A 13,920-nucleotide genomic window follows, 5' to 3' on the forward strand; every position below is an offset into this window, starting at 1 on the left:
TGGAACGATGAACGACGAGATAGCGACACGCACCGGCGCTGTGATGGCGGCGATCCGCGCCCGCATAGCCGGCCGCGCGCTCGGTGCCGGCGACCGGCTGCCCTCGATCCGCCGTTTCGCCGCCACCATGGGTGTCTCGCCGGCGACGGTGGTAGAGGCCTACGACCGGCTCGCCGCCGAGGGGCTGATCCGTGCCCGCCGAGGTTCCGGTTTCTATGTCGCGGCAACCGCGCAGGCGCCGCTGGCACTGGCGCCGGCCGGCCCGCTGATCGAGCGCGCCGTCGATCCGTTCTGGGTGTCGCGCCAGTCTCTCGACGCCGATCCCTCGATGCTGATGCCGGGTTGCGGCTGGCTGCCGGCCGGCTGGATGCCGCACGAGGCGCTCCGCCGCGCCATGCGGGCGCTGGCGCGTGCCGACGACCATATCCTCTCCGACTATGGCGCCACGCGCGGCTCGCCGGCGCTGCGCCGGCTCCTGCTGTCGCGCCTTGCCGAGGACGGCATCGAGGCATCGCCCGAGCAGATCATGCTGACGGCCTCCGGCACGCAGGCGGTCGACCTGATCTGCCGCTTCCTGCTTTCGCCGGGCGACACCGTGCTGGTGGACGACCCCTGCTACTTCAATTTCCGCGCCCTGCTGCGCGCGCATCAGGTCGAGCTTGCCAGCGTGCCCTATACGCCCTCCGGCCCGGATGTCGCCGCCTTCGAGGCGGCCGTCTCCGAGCGGCGGCCACGCCTCTACATCACCAATTGCGCCCTGCACAATCCGACCGGTGCGACGCTCTCGCCGCAGACCGCGCACCGCCTGCTCAACATCGCCGCCACGAACAAGCTGACCATCGTCGAGGACGACATCTTCGCCGATTTCGAGCCCGAACCCTCGCCGCGCTTGTCCGCGCTCGACGGGCTGGAGCGCGTCATCCGCATCGGCTCCTTCTCCAAGACGCTGTCGGCCTCGGTGCGCTGCGGCTACATCGCGGCACGGCGCGACTGGATCGACGGCCTGATCGACCTGCAGGTCGCCACCGCCTTCGGCGGTCCGAGCCCGGTCGCCGCCGAAATGATCGCCGGCATGCTGGCCGGCGGCTTCTATCGCAAGCATATGGAGGAGCTGCGCCGGCGGCTGGCGCGGGCACGGCGCGACGTCGCCGGGCGATTGCAAACTCTCGGCATCGAACCGTGGCTGATGCCGCGCGGCGGCTTCTACCTGTGGTGCCGCCTGCCCGGCGGCCACGATGGTGCCGACCTTGCGCGCGCCGTTCTCGCCGACAAGATCGTGCTGGCGCCGGGCAACGTCTTCAGCGTCTCGCAATCGGCACCGGATTTCCTGCGCTTCAACGTCGCGCAGTCGGGCGACCCGCACATCATGGCCGCACTCGCACGGGCGATGCAGCGGTAGACACCGGCGCTGCCTTTCCAGTGCTTCGCCTGCCCACGTGCCTTTCCGGCGCTCCACGTGCCGTTCCGGCACAGGGCGCGCTGTATCGCTTCAGGACGCTGACGCCCCGCCACCCACCCGGCCGTTCCATCGTGGCGAGGTTTTCGTAAAACGCGGATGCCGGCTGGCTGGCCGCTCACCGATCATTCACCATATTGCGCAGCATGGTCCAATGAAACCAACAGGTTAACGAAAGGTCCGGTTTCCGGCGTCGTGTTTGAGCGGATACGGCCGGATTCCTGCATCGGGCCTTTCGAAAGGAACCTCATACCCACGCCGCGCCAACCCGGCGGCGTGTCCATTTCTACCAGGCAGCTTGCGGCACCGAACCGGATGCCGCTTTCCAGGCGATCGCCCGCATCATCAAGCGGCTGGCGCAGGCCTGGCAGAGCCCTCGTCCTCGGCGCCGGTTCGCCGGGATCTTGCGGTCCGTCCCGCGGCGATCGATTCGCGATCGCCGGCCGGCGCCCGAGGCGAGGGTAGAGAGGCGGGGGAGACAACGAAAAGGCCGCCGCTTCTTGCGAAGCCGGCGGCCTTCCCGTGTCTTTCGTCCAGTGCGCGGCCCGTGGCACGATCCCGATTGCCTGAGGCTTGGGATCAAGCGCCGCGCGTCACGCGCTTCAGCGGAGAGACTGCTCCCCGTGAAGGCGATCCGCCGGGACCACGCTCTGGAAAACGAAATCACTCGACATCGGATCACCTCCTTTCGATTGGTTGAACACACCCCTACGATGGGGTGCCAGAGCGTGATTTGCAAGGAGGGGCACCGCGCATGAAGCCGCCGCTGTCAGCGCGCCGGATCGCACTGGCGCTTTTGGTCATCGCCGTCGGTGCCGCGCAGCCGTCTCACGCCTTCGCCGCGAGCTGCAAGCAGGCCAGCACCTGCGAAGAGGCTGTTGTCATGTGGTGCGGCGGCTACAGCCGCGCCGACGGCGATGGTGACGGCATTCCTTGCGAAAACGTCTGCCATTCGCTGGAGCAGGTTCAGAAGATCAAGAAAGAGATCGGCTACTGACTGGCGGTGGGGGGCCTCAGAGGAAGCGCAGCGTGTCGCCCTCGCGGATGCGTCCCGGCCGGTCGACGGTGCAATAGACGCCGATGTTGTGCGCGTTGTGGCGCACCAGCGTGCGCAGGATGCCCGGATCGTTGTCGAACCCGTCCTGGGCGATGACGGTGAAGCCGCAGCGCCGGCACGGTTCCGAAACGGTCAGTTCCAGATCGCCGATGGCGAGCCGGCGGCCGAGCCAGGCCGACTCGGGAAACTCGCCTTCCACCTCCGGCATGGCGACCACGATGCTCGGGCGAAAGCGCCGGGGGTCCGGGTTGCCTTCGGGATGCAATGCCTTGAGGCGAGCAAGAGACGCAGTCGTCAACAGATGCACGGGCGCCTTGCGGTAGCGTGGCGCGACGGTGGAACCGTCGGCAAGCTGCGGCGCGGCGTCGGTGTAAGGCCGCACGGCGACCTCGAAGCCGAGGTAGTCGCCGATCTCCGCATCGCTCGCCGCGTCGGGTGCGGTCAGCCATTCGCCGTCGGGCGTCCTCACTTCCAGCCCGCCGCCCTCCGACAGCCGCGTACGGACGCGGGGAGCCCGGTCCCATTTCGCAGGATTCCGGTCGGGAGCGGCGACGATGCCGCTCGCGACGTCGAATAGCCCGTAGCTGCGGTCGCCTTCGGCCCCGTCGGGACCGAAGGAAAGAGCCTGCATCGGCTGTCCGGCGAGCGAACTGACCGGATAGCGCCACAGCGCGGCCACCTGTCCAAGATCGGTCATCGCAGCCAGCCGAATCGCCTCACGCCCGCTTGTTCTGCCGGTTGGCGATCAGGTCGTCGACGACGCTCGGATCGGCCAGCGTCGAGGTATCGCCCAGCGCGCCGAATTCGTCCTCGGCGATCTTGCGCAGGATGCGGCGCATGATCTTGGCCGAGCGCGTCTTCGGCAGGGCCGGCGCGAACTGGATCTTGTCGGGCGTTGCGATGGCGCCGATCTCCTTGCGCACATGGGCGATCAGGTCCTTGCGCAAGGCCTCGCTGCCCGTCTCGCCCTCGTTGAGCGTGACGTAGCAGTAGATGCCCTGCCCCTTGATGTCGTGCGGATAGCCGACCACGGCTGCCTCCGACACCTTGTCGTGCGAGACCAGCGCCGATTCCACTTCCGCCGTCCCCATGCGATGGCCGGAGACGTTGATGACGTCGTCGACGCGGCCGGTGATCCAGTAGTAGCCGTCCTCGTCGCGGCGGCAGCCGTCGCCAGTGAAATACTTGCCCTTGTAGGAAGAGAAGTAGGTCTGCACGAAGCGTTCGTGGTCGCCGAAGACCGTGCGCATCATGCCTGGCCACGGTTCCTTGATGCACAGATTGCCGCTGCCCTCGCCCTCGATGGTCTTGCCGTCGCCGTCGACGATCTCCGGCACCACGCCGAAGAACGGCCTGGTCGCCGAGCCGGCCTTGAGGTCGGTCGCACCCGGCAGCGGCGTGATCAGGATGCCGCCGTTCTCGGTCTGCCACCAGGTGTCGACGATCGGGCATTTCTTCTCGCCGACGACGTTGAAATACCACTCCCAGGCTTCCGGGTTGATCGGCTCGCCGACAGAGCCCAGCACGCGCAGGCTCTTGCGCGACGACTTCTTCACCCATTCCTCGCCGGCGCCCATCAGCGCACGGATGGCGGTGGGCGCGGTGTAGAAGATGTTGACCTTGTGCTTGTCGACCACCTCCCAGAAGCGCGACGGCGTCGGATAATTCGGCACGCCCTCGAACATCAGCGTCGTGGCGCCGTTGGCGAGCGGCCCGTAGAGGATGTAGGAGTGGCCGGTCACCCAGCCGACATCGGCCGTGCACCAGTAGATGTCGCCGTCATGGTAGTCGAAGACATACTGGTGCGTCATCGACACATAGACGAGATAGCCGCCGGTGGTGTGCAGCACGCCTTTCGGCTTGCCGGTCGAGCCGGAGGTATAGAGGATGAACAGCGGATCCTCCGCCTTCATCTTTTCGGGCGGGCAGGCGGGCTTCACCGAGGCCGCTTCCTCGTGCAGCCACACGTCGCGCCCTTCCACCCAGTTGATCTTGCCGCCGGTACGGCGCACCACAACGACCTTGTCGACCTTGACGCCGGCCTTGCCCGCGATCTCGATCGCCTTGTCGGTATTGTCCTTCAACGGAATGTGCTTGCCGGCGCGCAGGCCCTCGTCGGCGGTGATGACGAAATTCGACTGACAGCCTTCGATGCGGCCGGCCAGCGCATCCGGCGAGAAGCCGCCGAAGACCACCGAATGGATGGCGCCGATGCGCGTGCAGGCGAACATCGCATAGGCCGCCTCCAGGATCATCGGCAGGTAGATGGTGACGCGGTCGCCCTTCTTGACGCCGTGTTTCTTCAGCACGTTGGCGAAGCGGCAGACCTGCTCGTGCAATTCGTTGTAGGTGACCTTCTTCTCGTCGTAGGGGTTGTCGCCTTCCCAGATGATGGCGACCTGGTTGCCACGCTTCTTGAGATGCCGGTCGATGCAGTTGTAGGAGACGTTGGTCAGCCCGTCCTCGAACCACTTGATCGACACCTTGCCGGTGAAGGAGGCGTTCTTGACCTTTGTATAGGGCTTGAACCAGTCGATGCGCTTGCCGTGCTTGCCCCAGAACTTGTCCGGGTTCTTCACGCTATCTGCGTACCACTTCAGATAGGTCTCATTGTCGATCAGCGCGTTCTTCTTCCACGCCGCCTGGACCTTGTGAACGTGAACCTCGGACATTTCCAGTATTCCTCCTCAATCAGCCGACCGCATGAGGCGGCCGCCGCAGCGGCGGGACCGCTGCGTTCGGTGGCATTATTAACAGTTCCGCCCCGAGGGCAATATTAGACGTTCGGTTTGCATGAGGCGTTGCGGTGCACGACCGGCGATCCCATCTCATTAGCCGGCGGTTAACCATCCCGGCGCACAGTTTTGACCGGGAGGAACGGCTCGAAGCTGACGAGGCAGCCATGCGCGAGCATTCCGAGATGGACCTTTTGCTGAAAGGCTACGGCCTGACGACGGCGAAGATCCTCTATCACTATCCGGACCATCCCCACCTGCTGCAGACCTATGTCTGGCAGGATTACGACCTGGCGCCGAAATTCCCGGCGCTATTTGCCTTCATCGATTTCTGGAAAGCCAGGCTCGACGGTCCGCTGCATTCGGTCGTCTATTCGCACCAGCGGCTGATTTCGCCGAGCGAATGGCGCAAGATCGACGGCGAGTTCGTGCTGCACTGAACGGAGCTAGGTAACCAGAACCGGGGTGCTGTGAACGCGCCGCGCCTTTGGCTATGATGCTGCGAGCGACTGCGGGTGGAGCGGCGAGGCGGCGATGCCCGACAACTGGTGCCTGATCTTTTCCGACGGTACGGGCCAGCGCGGCGTGCGCAACGACGCCGGCGTGCGCAACACCAACGTCTTCCAGATGTTCGCCGCGGCGGAAGGCAAGATCTATCTCGACGCCTTCTACGATCCCGGCCTCGGTGCGCCGGAGGAAGGCGAGAACAGTTGGGGCCGCACCTTGCGCAATCTGTGGTCCAAGGCCACCGGCTGGGGCATCAGCGCCAACATCGCCGACTGCTACGAGGCGTTGATGCTGCGCTGGAGGCCGGGTGTGAAGATCGGCCTGTTCGGTTTCAGCCGCGGCGCCTATACGGTGCGCTGCCTGGGCGGCGTGCTGGCAACCTGCGGTATCGCCATGACGGACGGCGGCGCGCCGATCCCTGCCGACAAGGAGGGCGAAGGCGCCAAAAGGCGGCGCGCCATCGCCGAAGCCGCGGTGAGCGCCTACAAGATCCGCAACGAAAGCGAACGCAAGGCGGCGGGCAAGGCCTTCGCACGCAAATACGGCGCGGCGCCGGTGATGCCCGACGTGATCGGCGTCTTCGATACCGTCAAGGCGCTCGGCCTGCCCGGCGTCATGGACCTGGTCAACCCCTGGCGGCACCAGTTCCACGACAACGAGTTGTCGGTGCGCGTTCCGGTCGGCCTGCAGGCGCTGTCGATCGACGAGGACCGCAAGGCTTTCCTGCCGGTGCCATGGGCCGATGTCGATGCGGAGGGCCGGGCCGCCGGGCAGGTCATCGAGCAGGTCTGGTTTCCCGGCGTCCATTCCGATGTCGGCGGCGGCTATCAGGACGACTGGCTGCTGGCCGACCTCGCGCTCGACTGGATGCTGTCGCGGCTGCGCGACGTGGCGCGCCTGCACATTCCGCTGACCGTCACCATGCGCGACAACCTGCTCGGCCGCCAGCACGACGAACGCACCGGCCTCGGCATCTTCTGGCTGCCGGTCGAGCGCAGCGTCCGCGGCGAGAGCGTCGATATCGATCCGCTCTGCCGCAAGATCGAGGACCGCTTCGAGCACTACGCGCCGCCCTACCGGCCGGTGCCGCTCAGGCGTCATCCGCGTGTAAAGCGCTTCTATCGCTCTTAAGACGCTATCTGTGACCGAAGATGGCCGAACCGACGCGCACCGACGTGGCGCCGAAGGCCACCGCCGTCTCGTAGTCGCCCGACATGCCCATCGACAGCTTTTCCACGCCCGCCTGCCCGGCCAGCTTTTCCAGCAGCGCGAAATGCGGGCCGGGATTCTCGTCGGCCGGCGGGATGCACATCAGCCCCTCGACGGCGAGGCCGTGCGTCTCCCGGCAGCGGGCGACGAAGGCGACCGCCTCCGCAGGCTCGATGCCGGCCTTCTGCGGCTCGGAGCCGATGTTCACCTGAACGTAAAGCCGCAGCACCTTGCCCTGTTTCTTCATCTCCTTGGCAAGCTCGGCGGCGATCTTGTCGCGGTCGACCGTCTCGATGACGTCGAACAGCGCAACCGCTTCCTTCGCCTTGTTGGATTGCAGCGGGCCGATGAGGTGCAGCTCGCTGCCGGGAAACTCGTTCCTCAGCGCCGGCCATTTGCCTTGCGCTTCCTGCACGCGGTTCTCGCCGAAGACGCGCTGGCCGGCAGCGAGGACGGGGCGGACGGCATCGGCATCGAAGGTCTTCGACACGGCGACCAGCGTGACGGCGCCGGCCGGACGCCTGGCCTCGCTCTCGGCAGCGGCGATCCTGGCCTTGACTTCGGCAAGGCGTGAGGGCGCATCGTTCATGTCCGGCTCCAGCGTGTTTTTGTCCGGCGGCGCGGGCCTTGCGGTTGACGGGTCTGTCAAACCATGGTGAAGACCGCAGCGGTCGTCCTCCCCGTGCTTTTAAGTGAAATTCGTCCCATGGCAACCGAACGATACAATCCACGCGCATCCGAGCCGAAATGGCAGAAGGCCTGGGACGCCAAAAAGCTCTTCGAGACGAAGAACGACGACCCGCGGCCGAAATATTACGTGCTGGAGATGTTCCCCTATCCGTCCGGGCGCATCCACATGGGCCACGTGCGCAACTACACGATGGGCGACGTGGTGGCGCGCTGGCGCCGGGCTTGTGGCTATAACGTGCTGCATCCGATGGGTTGGGACGCCTTCGGCCTGCCAGCGGAGAACGCAGCGCGGGACAACAAGGTGAACCCGCGCGACTGGACCTACAAGAACATCGCCACGATGAAGGGCCAGCTGAAGACGATGGGCCTGTCGCTCGACTGGTCGCGCGAGATCGCCACCTGCGACGCCTCCTATTATCGGCACCAGCAGAAGATGTTCCTGGACTTCTGGAAGGGCGGGCTGGTCGAGCGCAGGGCGGCCAAGGTCAACTGGGACCCGGTCGACATGACCGTGCTCGCCAACGAGCAGGTCATCGACGGCAAGGGCTGGCGCTCCGGCGCGCCGGTCGAGCAGCGCGACCTGACGCAATGGTTCTTCAAGATCACCTCGGCCAGCCAGGACCTGCTGGACAGCCTCGACACGCTGGAGCGCTGGCCCGACAAGGTCAAGCTGATGCAGGCCAACTGGATCGGCCGTTCCGAGGGCCTGCTGATCCGCTGGAGGCTGGATGCCGCCACCGCGCCGGCCGGTGAGAGCGAACTGGAAGTCTACACCACCCGGCCCGACACCATTTTCGGCGCATCCTTCATGGCGATCGCCGCCGACCATCCATTGGCGAAGAAGGCGGCCGAGAGCAAGCCGGAACTCGCCACCTTCATCGAGGACACCCGCCACCGCGGCACCTCGGCAGCGGAACTGGAGACGGCCGAGAAGCGCGGTTTCGATACCGGCATCCGCGTCGTCCACCCCTTCGATCCGGACTGGACGCTGCCGGTCTACGTCGCCAACTTCGTGCTCATGGACTATGGCACCGGCGCCATCTTCGGCTGCCCCGGCCACGACCAGCGCGACCTGGACTTCGCCAACAAATACGGCCTGCCCGTCATCCCGGTCGTGCTGCCCGACGGCGCCGCCGCCGACGGATTCCAGATCACCGAAGAAGCCGTCGTCGACGAGGGCGCGATGATCAATTCGCGCTTCCTCGACGGCATGCGGTTTCGCGAAGCCTTCGACCAGGTCGCCGATCGCCTCGAGGCAATCACCGTCGGCAATCGCCCGCAAGCCGAGCGCAAGGTGCAGTTCCGCCTGCGCGACTGGCTCATCTCGCGCCAGCGCTACTGGGGTTGTCCGATCCCGGTCATCCACTGCGAAGCCTGCGGCGCCGTTCCGGTGCCGGATTCGGCGCTGCCGGTGGAACTGCCGACCGACGTCTCCTTCGAAAAGCCGGGCAATCCGCTCGACCATCACCCCACCTGGAAGCACGTCGCCTGCCCGCAATGCGGCAAGCAGGCCACGCGCGACACCGACACGATGGACACCTTCGTCGACTCGTCCTGGTATTTCGCCCGCTTCACCGATCCGTGGAACGAGACGGCGCCGACGACGCTCGCCTATGTCGACGGGCCGAACGGCTGGCTGCCGGTCAACCAGTATATCGGCGGCATCGAGCATGCCATCCTGCACCTGCTCTATTCGCGCTTCTTCACCCGCGCCATGAAGGCGACTGGCCACCTGAACGAGGTGAAGGAACCGTTCGAGGGCCTGTTCACTCAAGGGATGGTCGTGCACGAGACCTATCGCAACCTGAACGGCTGGGTGACGCCGGCCGAAGTCAAGGTCGAGGACTTCGATGGCACGCGTAAGGCCTTCATGCTTTCCGACGGCGCGCCGGTCGAGATCGGCGCCATCGAGAAGATGTCGAAGTCGAAGAAGAACGTCGTCGATCCCGACGACATCATCGGCAGCTACGGCGCCGACACGGCGCGCTGGTTCATGCTGTCGGACTCGCCGCCCGAGCGCGACGTGATCTGGACGGAGGCCGGCGTCGAAGGCGCACACCGCTTCGTGCAGCGCGTCTGGCGGCTGGTTTCGGAAGCTGCGCCGGCCGTCGCCGGTGTCGCGGGCGCGGCTGCGTCCGGCGGCGAGGCCGCGGCGCTGTCGAAGGGCGCACACAAGATCCTGAAGGCCGTCGGCGAGGATATCGGCCGGCTGCATTTCAACCGGGCGGTGGCGCGCGTCTATGAACTGACCAACCTGTTGTCGCCGCAGGTGGCCGAGGTCGCGGCCGGCAAGGCGGTCGACCTGCCGGCGGTGCGGCAGGGGCTGGATTTCCTCGTCGCCATGATCGCGCCGATGATGCCGCACCTGGCCGAGGAATGCTGGGCGGCGCTGGGCGGCAAGGGTCTCGTCGCGGAACGGCCGTGGCCGGCTTTCGATCCCGCGCTTGTGGTCGACAACGACGTCACCTATCCGGTGCAGATCAACGGCAAGAAGCGCGGCGATTTGACAATCTCGCGCGACGCAGACCAAGCTGCCGTCGAAAAAGCAGTGCTGGCGCTCGATTTCATGATAAAGGCGCTGGACGGCAAGCCGCCGCGCAAGGTGATCGTCGTGCCGCAGAGGATCGTCAATGTCGTTGCCTGACGCCGAACCATCGAACCGCGCCGGCAGCGCATTCCTGCGCCGGCTCGTCATTGCCGGCGCCGCCGCTTCGGTGTTGCTTGCCGCCGGCTGCACGGTGCGGCCGCTCTATTCCGACGCACCGCTCGGCAATTCGACCGTCAGCGCCAAGGCGGAGCTGGCCTCGATCGCGGTCAAGCCGGTGAGTTCGCGCTATGCCCAGCAGGTCCGCAACAACCTGATCTTCGGCCTTTACGGCGGGGCGCAGGCACCGGCCGCGCCAACCTATTCGCTGGCGCTCAACGTCTCCGAACTGGTCCAGTCCGCGGCGACCATCCAGGTCACCACCGATGTCGACCAGCCGACCGCCGGCACGGTGACGCTGACGGCGGCCTATGTGCTGACCGACGCCCAGACGGGCAAGACGGTCGCCACCGGCACGCGCTCGATCTCGTCTTCCTACGACAAGCCGTCGCAGGAATTCGCCAACTACCGGGCACAGATCGACGCCGAGAACCGTGCCGCGCGCGAACTCGGCGAAGTGTTGCGTCTGGCGCTGGCGCAGGACCTGGCGAAGAAGGCCCGCTGACACGCCGGGCGACCGATCCGATCGCCCTCCAGCCTGTCCCGCAAAAGAGAGCGGTCGTGCAAAAACCCGGCCGCCCTTCGCAATCAGTCGATGGTCTGGCCGGTCTTGGCCCAATCGGCCAGGAACTGCTCCAGGCCCTTGTCGGTCAGCGGATGCTTGACCAGCGCCTTCAGCGTCGCCGGCGGTACGGTCGCCACGTCGGCGCCGATCATCGCCACTTCCTTGACGTGATTCACGGTGCGGATCGAAGCGGCCAGGATCTCGGTCTTGAAGTGGTAGTTGTCGTAGATGGTCCGGATTTCCGAGATCAGCTCGACGCCGTCGATGCCCATGTCGTCGATACGGCCGATGAAGGGCGAGATGAAGGTGGCGCCGGCCTTGGCGGCGAGCAGCGCCTGGTTGGCCGAGAAGCACAGCGTCACGTTGACCATGCGGTCCATGTCGTTGCGGATGGAGCGGCAGGCCTTGAGACCGTCCCAGGTCAGCGGCACCTTGATGGCTATGTTGTCGGCGATCTTCGACAGCACCTTGGCCTGCTGCATCATGCCGTCGTAGTCGGTGGCGGTGACTTCGGCCGAGACGGGACCTTCGACGATGTCGCAGATCTGCTTGGTCACATCGATGATCTTGCCGCCGGATTTCATGATCAGCGACGGGTTGGTGGTGACGCCGTCGAGCAGGCCGAGATCGTTCAGTTCCTTGATCTCCTTGATGTCGGCGGTATCGACGAAAAACTTCATGACGATCTCCTTCGAATTGTCCGGGTGTCGGGAGGGCACGCTCGGCGTTGGGCTTTGCTCTAGACCAAAGTCGGGGCAAGGTCACGCGCGATGAGCAAAGATTCGCCTTTTGACGCGGCCGCCCCGGTGCTGGTTCCCATGCCCGCTGAACGCCCCTACACCTACGCGGTTCCTTCAGGAATGCGTGTGGTGCCGGGCTCGATCGTGCGCGTGCCGCTGGGGCCGCGACAAGTGGCCGGGATCGTCTGGGACGGCGGCGCCGATGCGGTCGATGCTCGCAAGCTCAGGGCCATCGAAGAGGTATTCGACTGCCCGCCGATCGCCGAGCCGATGCGCCGCTTCGTCGACTGGGTGGCGCACTACACGCTGTCGGCTCCGGGCATGGTGGCACGCATGCTGTTGCGCGCGCCGGAAGCCTTCGATCCGGAACCGTGGACGGAAGGTATCGTGCGCACCGACGCCCTGCCGGACCGCATGACGGCGGCCCGCGCGCGGGTGCTCGAAGCCGCGGACGGCGGCCTGGCCTGGACCCGCACCGGCCTCGCGCATGCCGCCGGCGTGTCCTCGACCGTCATCGACGGATTGAAGGCGCAAGGCGTGTTCGAAACGGTGATGATCCCGCCGCGCCCTGTCGTGGCCGCGCCCGACCCCGCCTATGCAAGGCCGCAACTGGCGCCCGACCAGCAGGTGGCGGCCGACATGCTGCGCGCCGGGGTTTCGGCGGAGGGTTTCGGTGTCACGCTGCTCGACGGCGTCACCGGCTCCGGCAAGACGGAAGTCTATTTCGAGGCGGTCGCGGAAGCGCTGGAGAAGGGCAGGCAGGTTCTGATCCTGCTGCCGGAGATCGCACTCACCCACGCCTTCCTCGAACGCTTCCAGGATCGCTTCGGCGCCAAGCCTGGCGAGTGGCATTCCGACCTTGCGCCCCGCATGCGCGAAAAGGTGTGGCGGCAGGTGGCCGAGGGCATGGTGCGGGTGGTGGCCGGCGCGCGCTCGGCGCTGTTCCTGCCGTTCAGGGAACTCGGCCTGATCGTCGTCGACGAGGAACACGACCCCGCCTACAAGCAGGAGGACCGCGTCTTCTACAACGCCCGCGATATGGCCGTGGTGCGCGGCCATCTCGGCGGCTTCCCGGTGGTGCTGTCCTCGGCCACGCCCTCGGTGGAAAGCCGCGTCAACGCCACGCAGGGGCGCTACCGCCATGCGGTGCTGTCCGGCCGCTTCGCCGAGGCGGCACTGCCCGACCTCAAGGCGGTGGACATGCGCCGCGCCCCGCCGGCGAAGGGCAGCTTCCTGTCGCCGCTGCTCACCGAGCAGATCGGCGCGACGCTGGAAAAGGGCGAGCAATCGCTGCTTTTCCTCAACCGGCGTGGCTATGCGCCGCTGACGCTGTGCCGGGTTTGCGGCCACCGCTTCGGCTGCCCGGTCTGCTCGGCCTGGCTGGTCGAGCACCGTTTTCGCGGCCAACTCGTCTGCCATCATTGCGGCCACGCGGAAAAACGCCCGGAAGCCTGCCCCGAATGCGGCACCTTCGACCACCTCGCCGCTTGCGGGCCGGGGGTGGAGCGCATCGCCGAGGAGGTGGTGGCGACTTTTCCGGAGGCGCGCACCATCGTTCTGTCCTCCGACATCGTCGGCGGCGTGCGGCGCCTCAGGCTCGAACTGGAAGCCATCGCCAAGGGCGACGCCGACATCGTCATCGGCACGCAGCTCGTCGCCAAGGGCCACAACTTCCCCAACATGACGCTGGTGGGCGTCGTCGATGCCGATCTCGGCCTCGCCAACGGTGATCCGCGCGCCGCCGAGCGCACTTTTCAGCTTCTCAGCCAGGTCACCGGCCGCGCCGGCCGCACCGGCAAAAAGAGCCACGGCCTGTTGCAGACCTACCAGCCCGACCATCCGGTCATGCAGGCGATCGTTTCCGGCAATGCCGAGAGTTTTTACGCCCGCGAAATCGCCGAGCGCGAACGCGCGGGACTGCCGCCATTCGGCCGGCTGGCCGGCGTTATCGTCTCGGCCGCCACCCGCGCCGAGGCGGAAGGCCATGCACGCGCCCTGCGCCGCGCGGCACCGGAGGCCGCCGACATCTTCGTCCTCGGCCCGGCCGAAGCGCCGCTGGCGCTTGTTGCCGGCCGCCACCGGTTCCGCCTGCTGGTGCAGGGCGAGCGGCGCTCCGACATGCAGGCCTTTGTGCGAGCCATGCTGGCGAACGGGCCGAAACAGCGCGGCTCGGTGCGCGTGCAGGTCGACATCGACCCGCAGAGTTTTTTGTGACGACACGCTGCGATCCAGAAAGCTTCCCTCCACGGAAACTTTC

Annotated in this window: 11 protein-coding genes; 7 read left to right on the forward strand and 4 right to left on the reverse strand. The window is 66.5% G+C overall.

Translation table 11 applies throughout. The annotated features are described in order from the left end of the window. The first annotated feature begins 7 nt into the window (after positions 1-7). Both FGU64_RS12790 and FGU64_RS12795 read left to right on the forward strand, forming a co-directional pair. Positions 8-1,399 carry a PLP-dependent aminotransferase family protein gene (locus FGU64_RS12790; RefSeq protein ID WP_180375524.1) on the forward strand — a complete coding sequence of 464 codons (1,392 nt, stop codon included), beginning with the start codon at positions 8-10 and terminating at the stop codon, positions 1,397-1,399. Between the two features lie 811 nt (positions 1,400-2,210). Next, positions 2,211-2,453 (forward strand): excalibur calcium-binding domain-containing protein, encoded by a 243-nt coding sequence (locus FGU64_RS12795; protein ID WP_139953595.1) that lies wholly within the window; start codon positions 2,211-2,213, stop codon positions 2,451-2,453. Between the two features lie 16 nt (positions 2,454-2,469). On the opposite strand, the gene FGU64_RS12800 is transcribed toward FGU64_RS12795, so the two are convergent. Then, positions 2,470-3,210, reverse strand: a complete 741-nt coding sequence (locus FGU64_RS12800) for an MOSC domain-containing protein (protein WP_139953596.1) — start codon at positions 3,208-3,210, stop codon at positions 2,470-2,472. Between the two features lie 19 nt (positions 3,211-3,229). Beyond that, complete coding sequence (acs, locus tag FGU64_RS12805; protein WP_139953597.1) at positions 3,230-5,185, reverse strand: acetate--CoA ligase; 1,956 nt, start codon at positions 5,183-5,185, stop codon at positions 3,230-3,232. 230 nt (positions 5,186-5,415) lie between these two features. Here acs and FGU64_RS12810 point away from each other — a divergent pair, with 230 nt between their 5' ends. Further along, positions 5,416-5,688 (forward strand): aspartate-semialdehyde dehydrogenase, encoded by a 273-nt coding sequence (locus FGU64_RS12810; protein WP_139953598.1) that lies wholly within the window; start codon positions 5,416-5,418, stop codon positions 5,686-5,688. Positions 5,689-5,782: 94 nt separating this feature from the next. After that, complete coding sequence (locus tag FGU64_RS12815) at positions 5,783-6,886, forward strand: DUF2235 domain-containing protein (RefSeq protein ID WP_139953599.1); 1,104 nt, start codon at positions 5,783-5,785, stop codon at positions 6,884-6,886. Between the two features lie 4 nt (positions 6,887-6,890). On the opposite strand, the gene FGU64_RS12820 is transcribed toward FGU64_RS12815, so the two are convergent. Next, positions 6,891-7,553, reverse strand: a complete 663-nt coding sequence (locus tag FGU64_RS12820; protein ID WP_139953600.1) for a YggS family pyridoxal phosphate-dependent enzyme — start codon at positions 7,551-7,553, stop codon at positions 6,891-6,893. 117 nt (positions 7,554-7,670) lie between these two features. Between FGU64_RS12820 and leuS the strand changes: the two genes are divergently transcribed. Together leuS and lptE are read left to right on the forward strand one after the other, a co-directional pair. After that, positions 7,671-10,298 (forward strand): leucine--tRNA ligase, encoded by a 2,628-nt coding sequence (gene leuS / locus FGU64_RS12825; RefSeq protein ID WP_139953601.1) that lies wholly within the window; start codon positions 7,671-7,673, stop codon positions 10,296-10,298. Next, positions 10,285-10,863, forward strand: a complete 579-nt coding sequence (lptE, locus tag FGU64_RS12830) for an LPS assembly lipoprotein LptE (RefSeq protein WP_139953602.1) — start codon at positions 10,285-10,287, stop codon at positions 10,861-10,863. Before leuS ends, lptE begins: the two co-directional genes overlap by 14 nt. A gap of 83 nt (positions 10,864-10,946) precedes the next feature. Here lptE and fsa read toward each other — a convergent pair whose 3' ends face one another. Beyond that, positions 10,947-11,603, reverse strand: coding sequence for a fructose-6-phosphate aldolase (fsa, locus tag FGU64_RS12835; RefSeq protein WP_139953603.1), 657 nt, complete (start codon positions 11,601-11,603; stop codon positions 10,947-10,949). 90 nt (positions 11,604-11,693) lie between these two features. On the opposite strand from fsa, the gene FGU64_RS12840 reads away from it, so the two are divergent. Continuing rightward, the gene (locus FGU64_RS12840) at positions 11,694-13,877 is read left to right on the forward strand and encodes a primosomal protein N' (protein ID WP_139953604.1); all 2,184 of its coding nucleotides are present in this window, start codon (positions 11,694-11,696) and stop codon (positions 13,875-13,877) included. Positions 13,878-13,920: the final 43 nt, after the last annotated feature.

Origin of the sequence: Mesorhizobium sp. 8 (assembly GCF_006351905.1) — a bacterium.
In the GTDB taxonomy this organism is placed as follows: Bacteria; Pseudomonadota; Alphaproteobacteria; order Rhizobiales; family Rhizobiaceae; genus Mesorhizobium; species Mesorhizobium composti.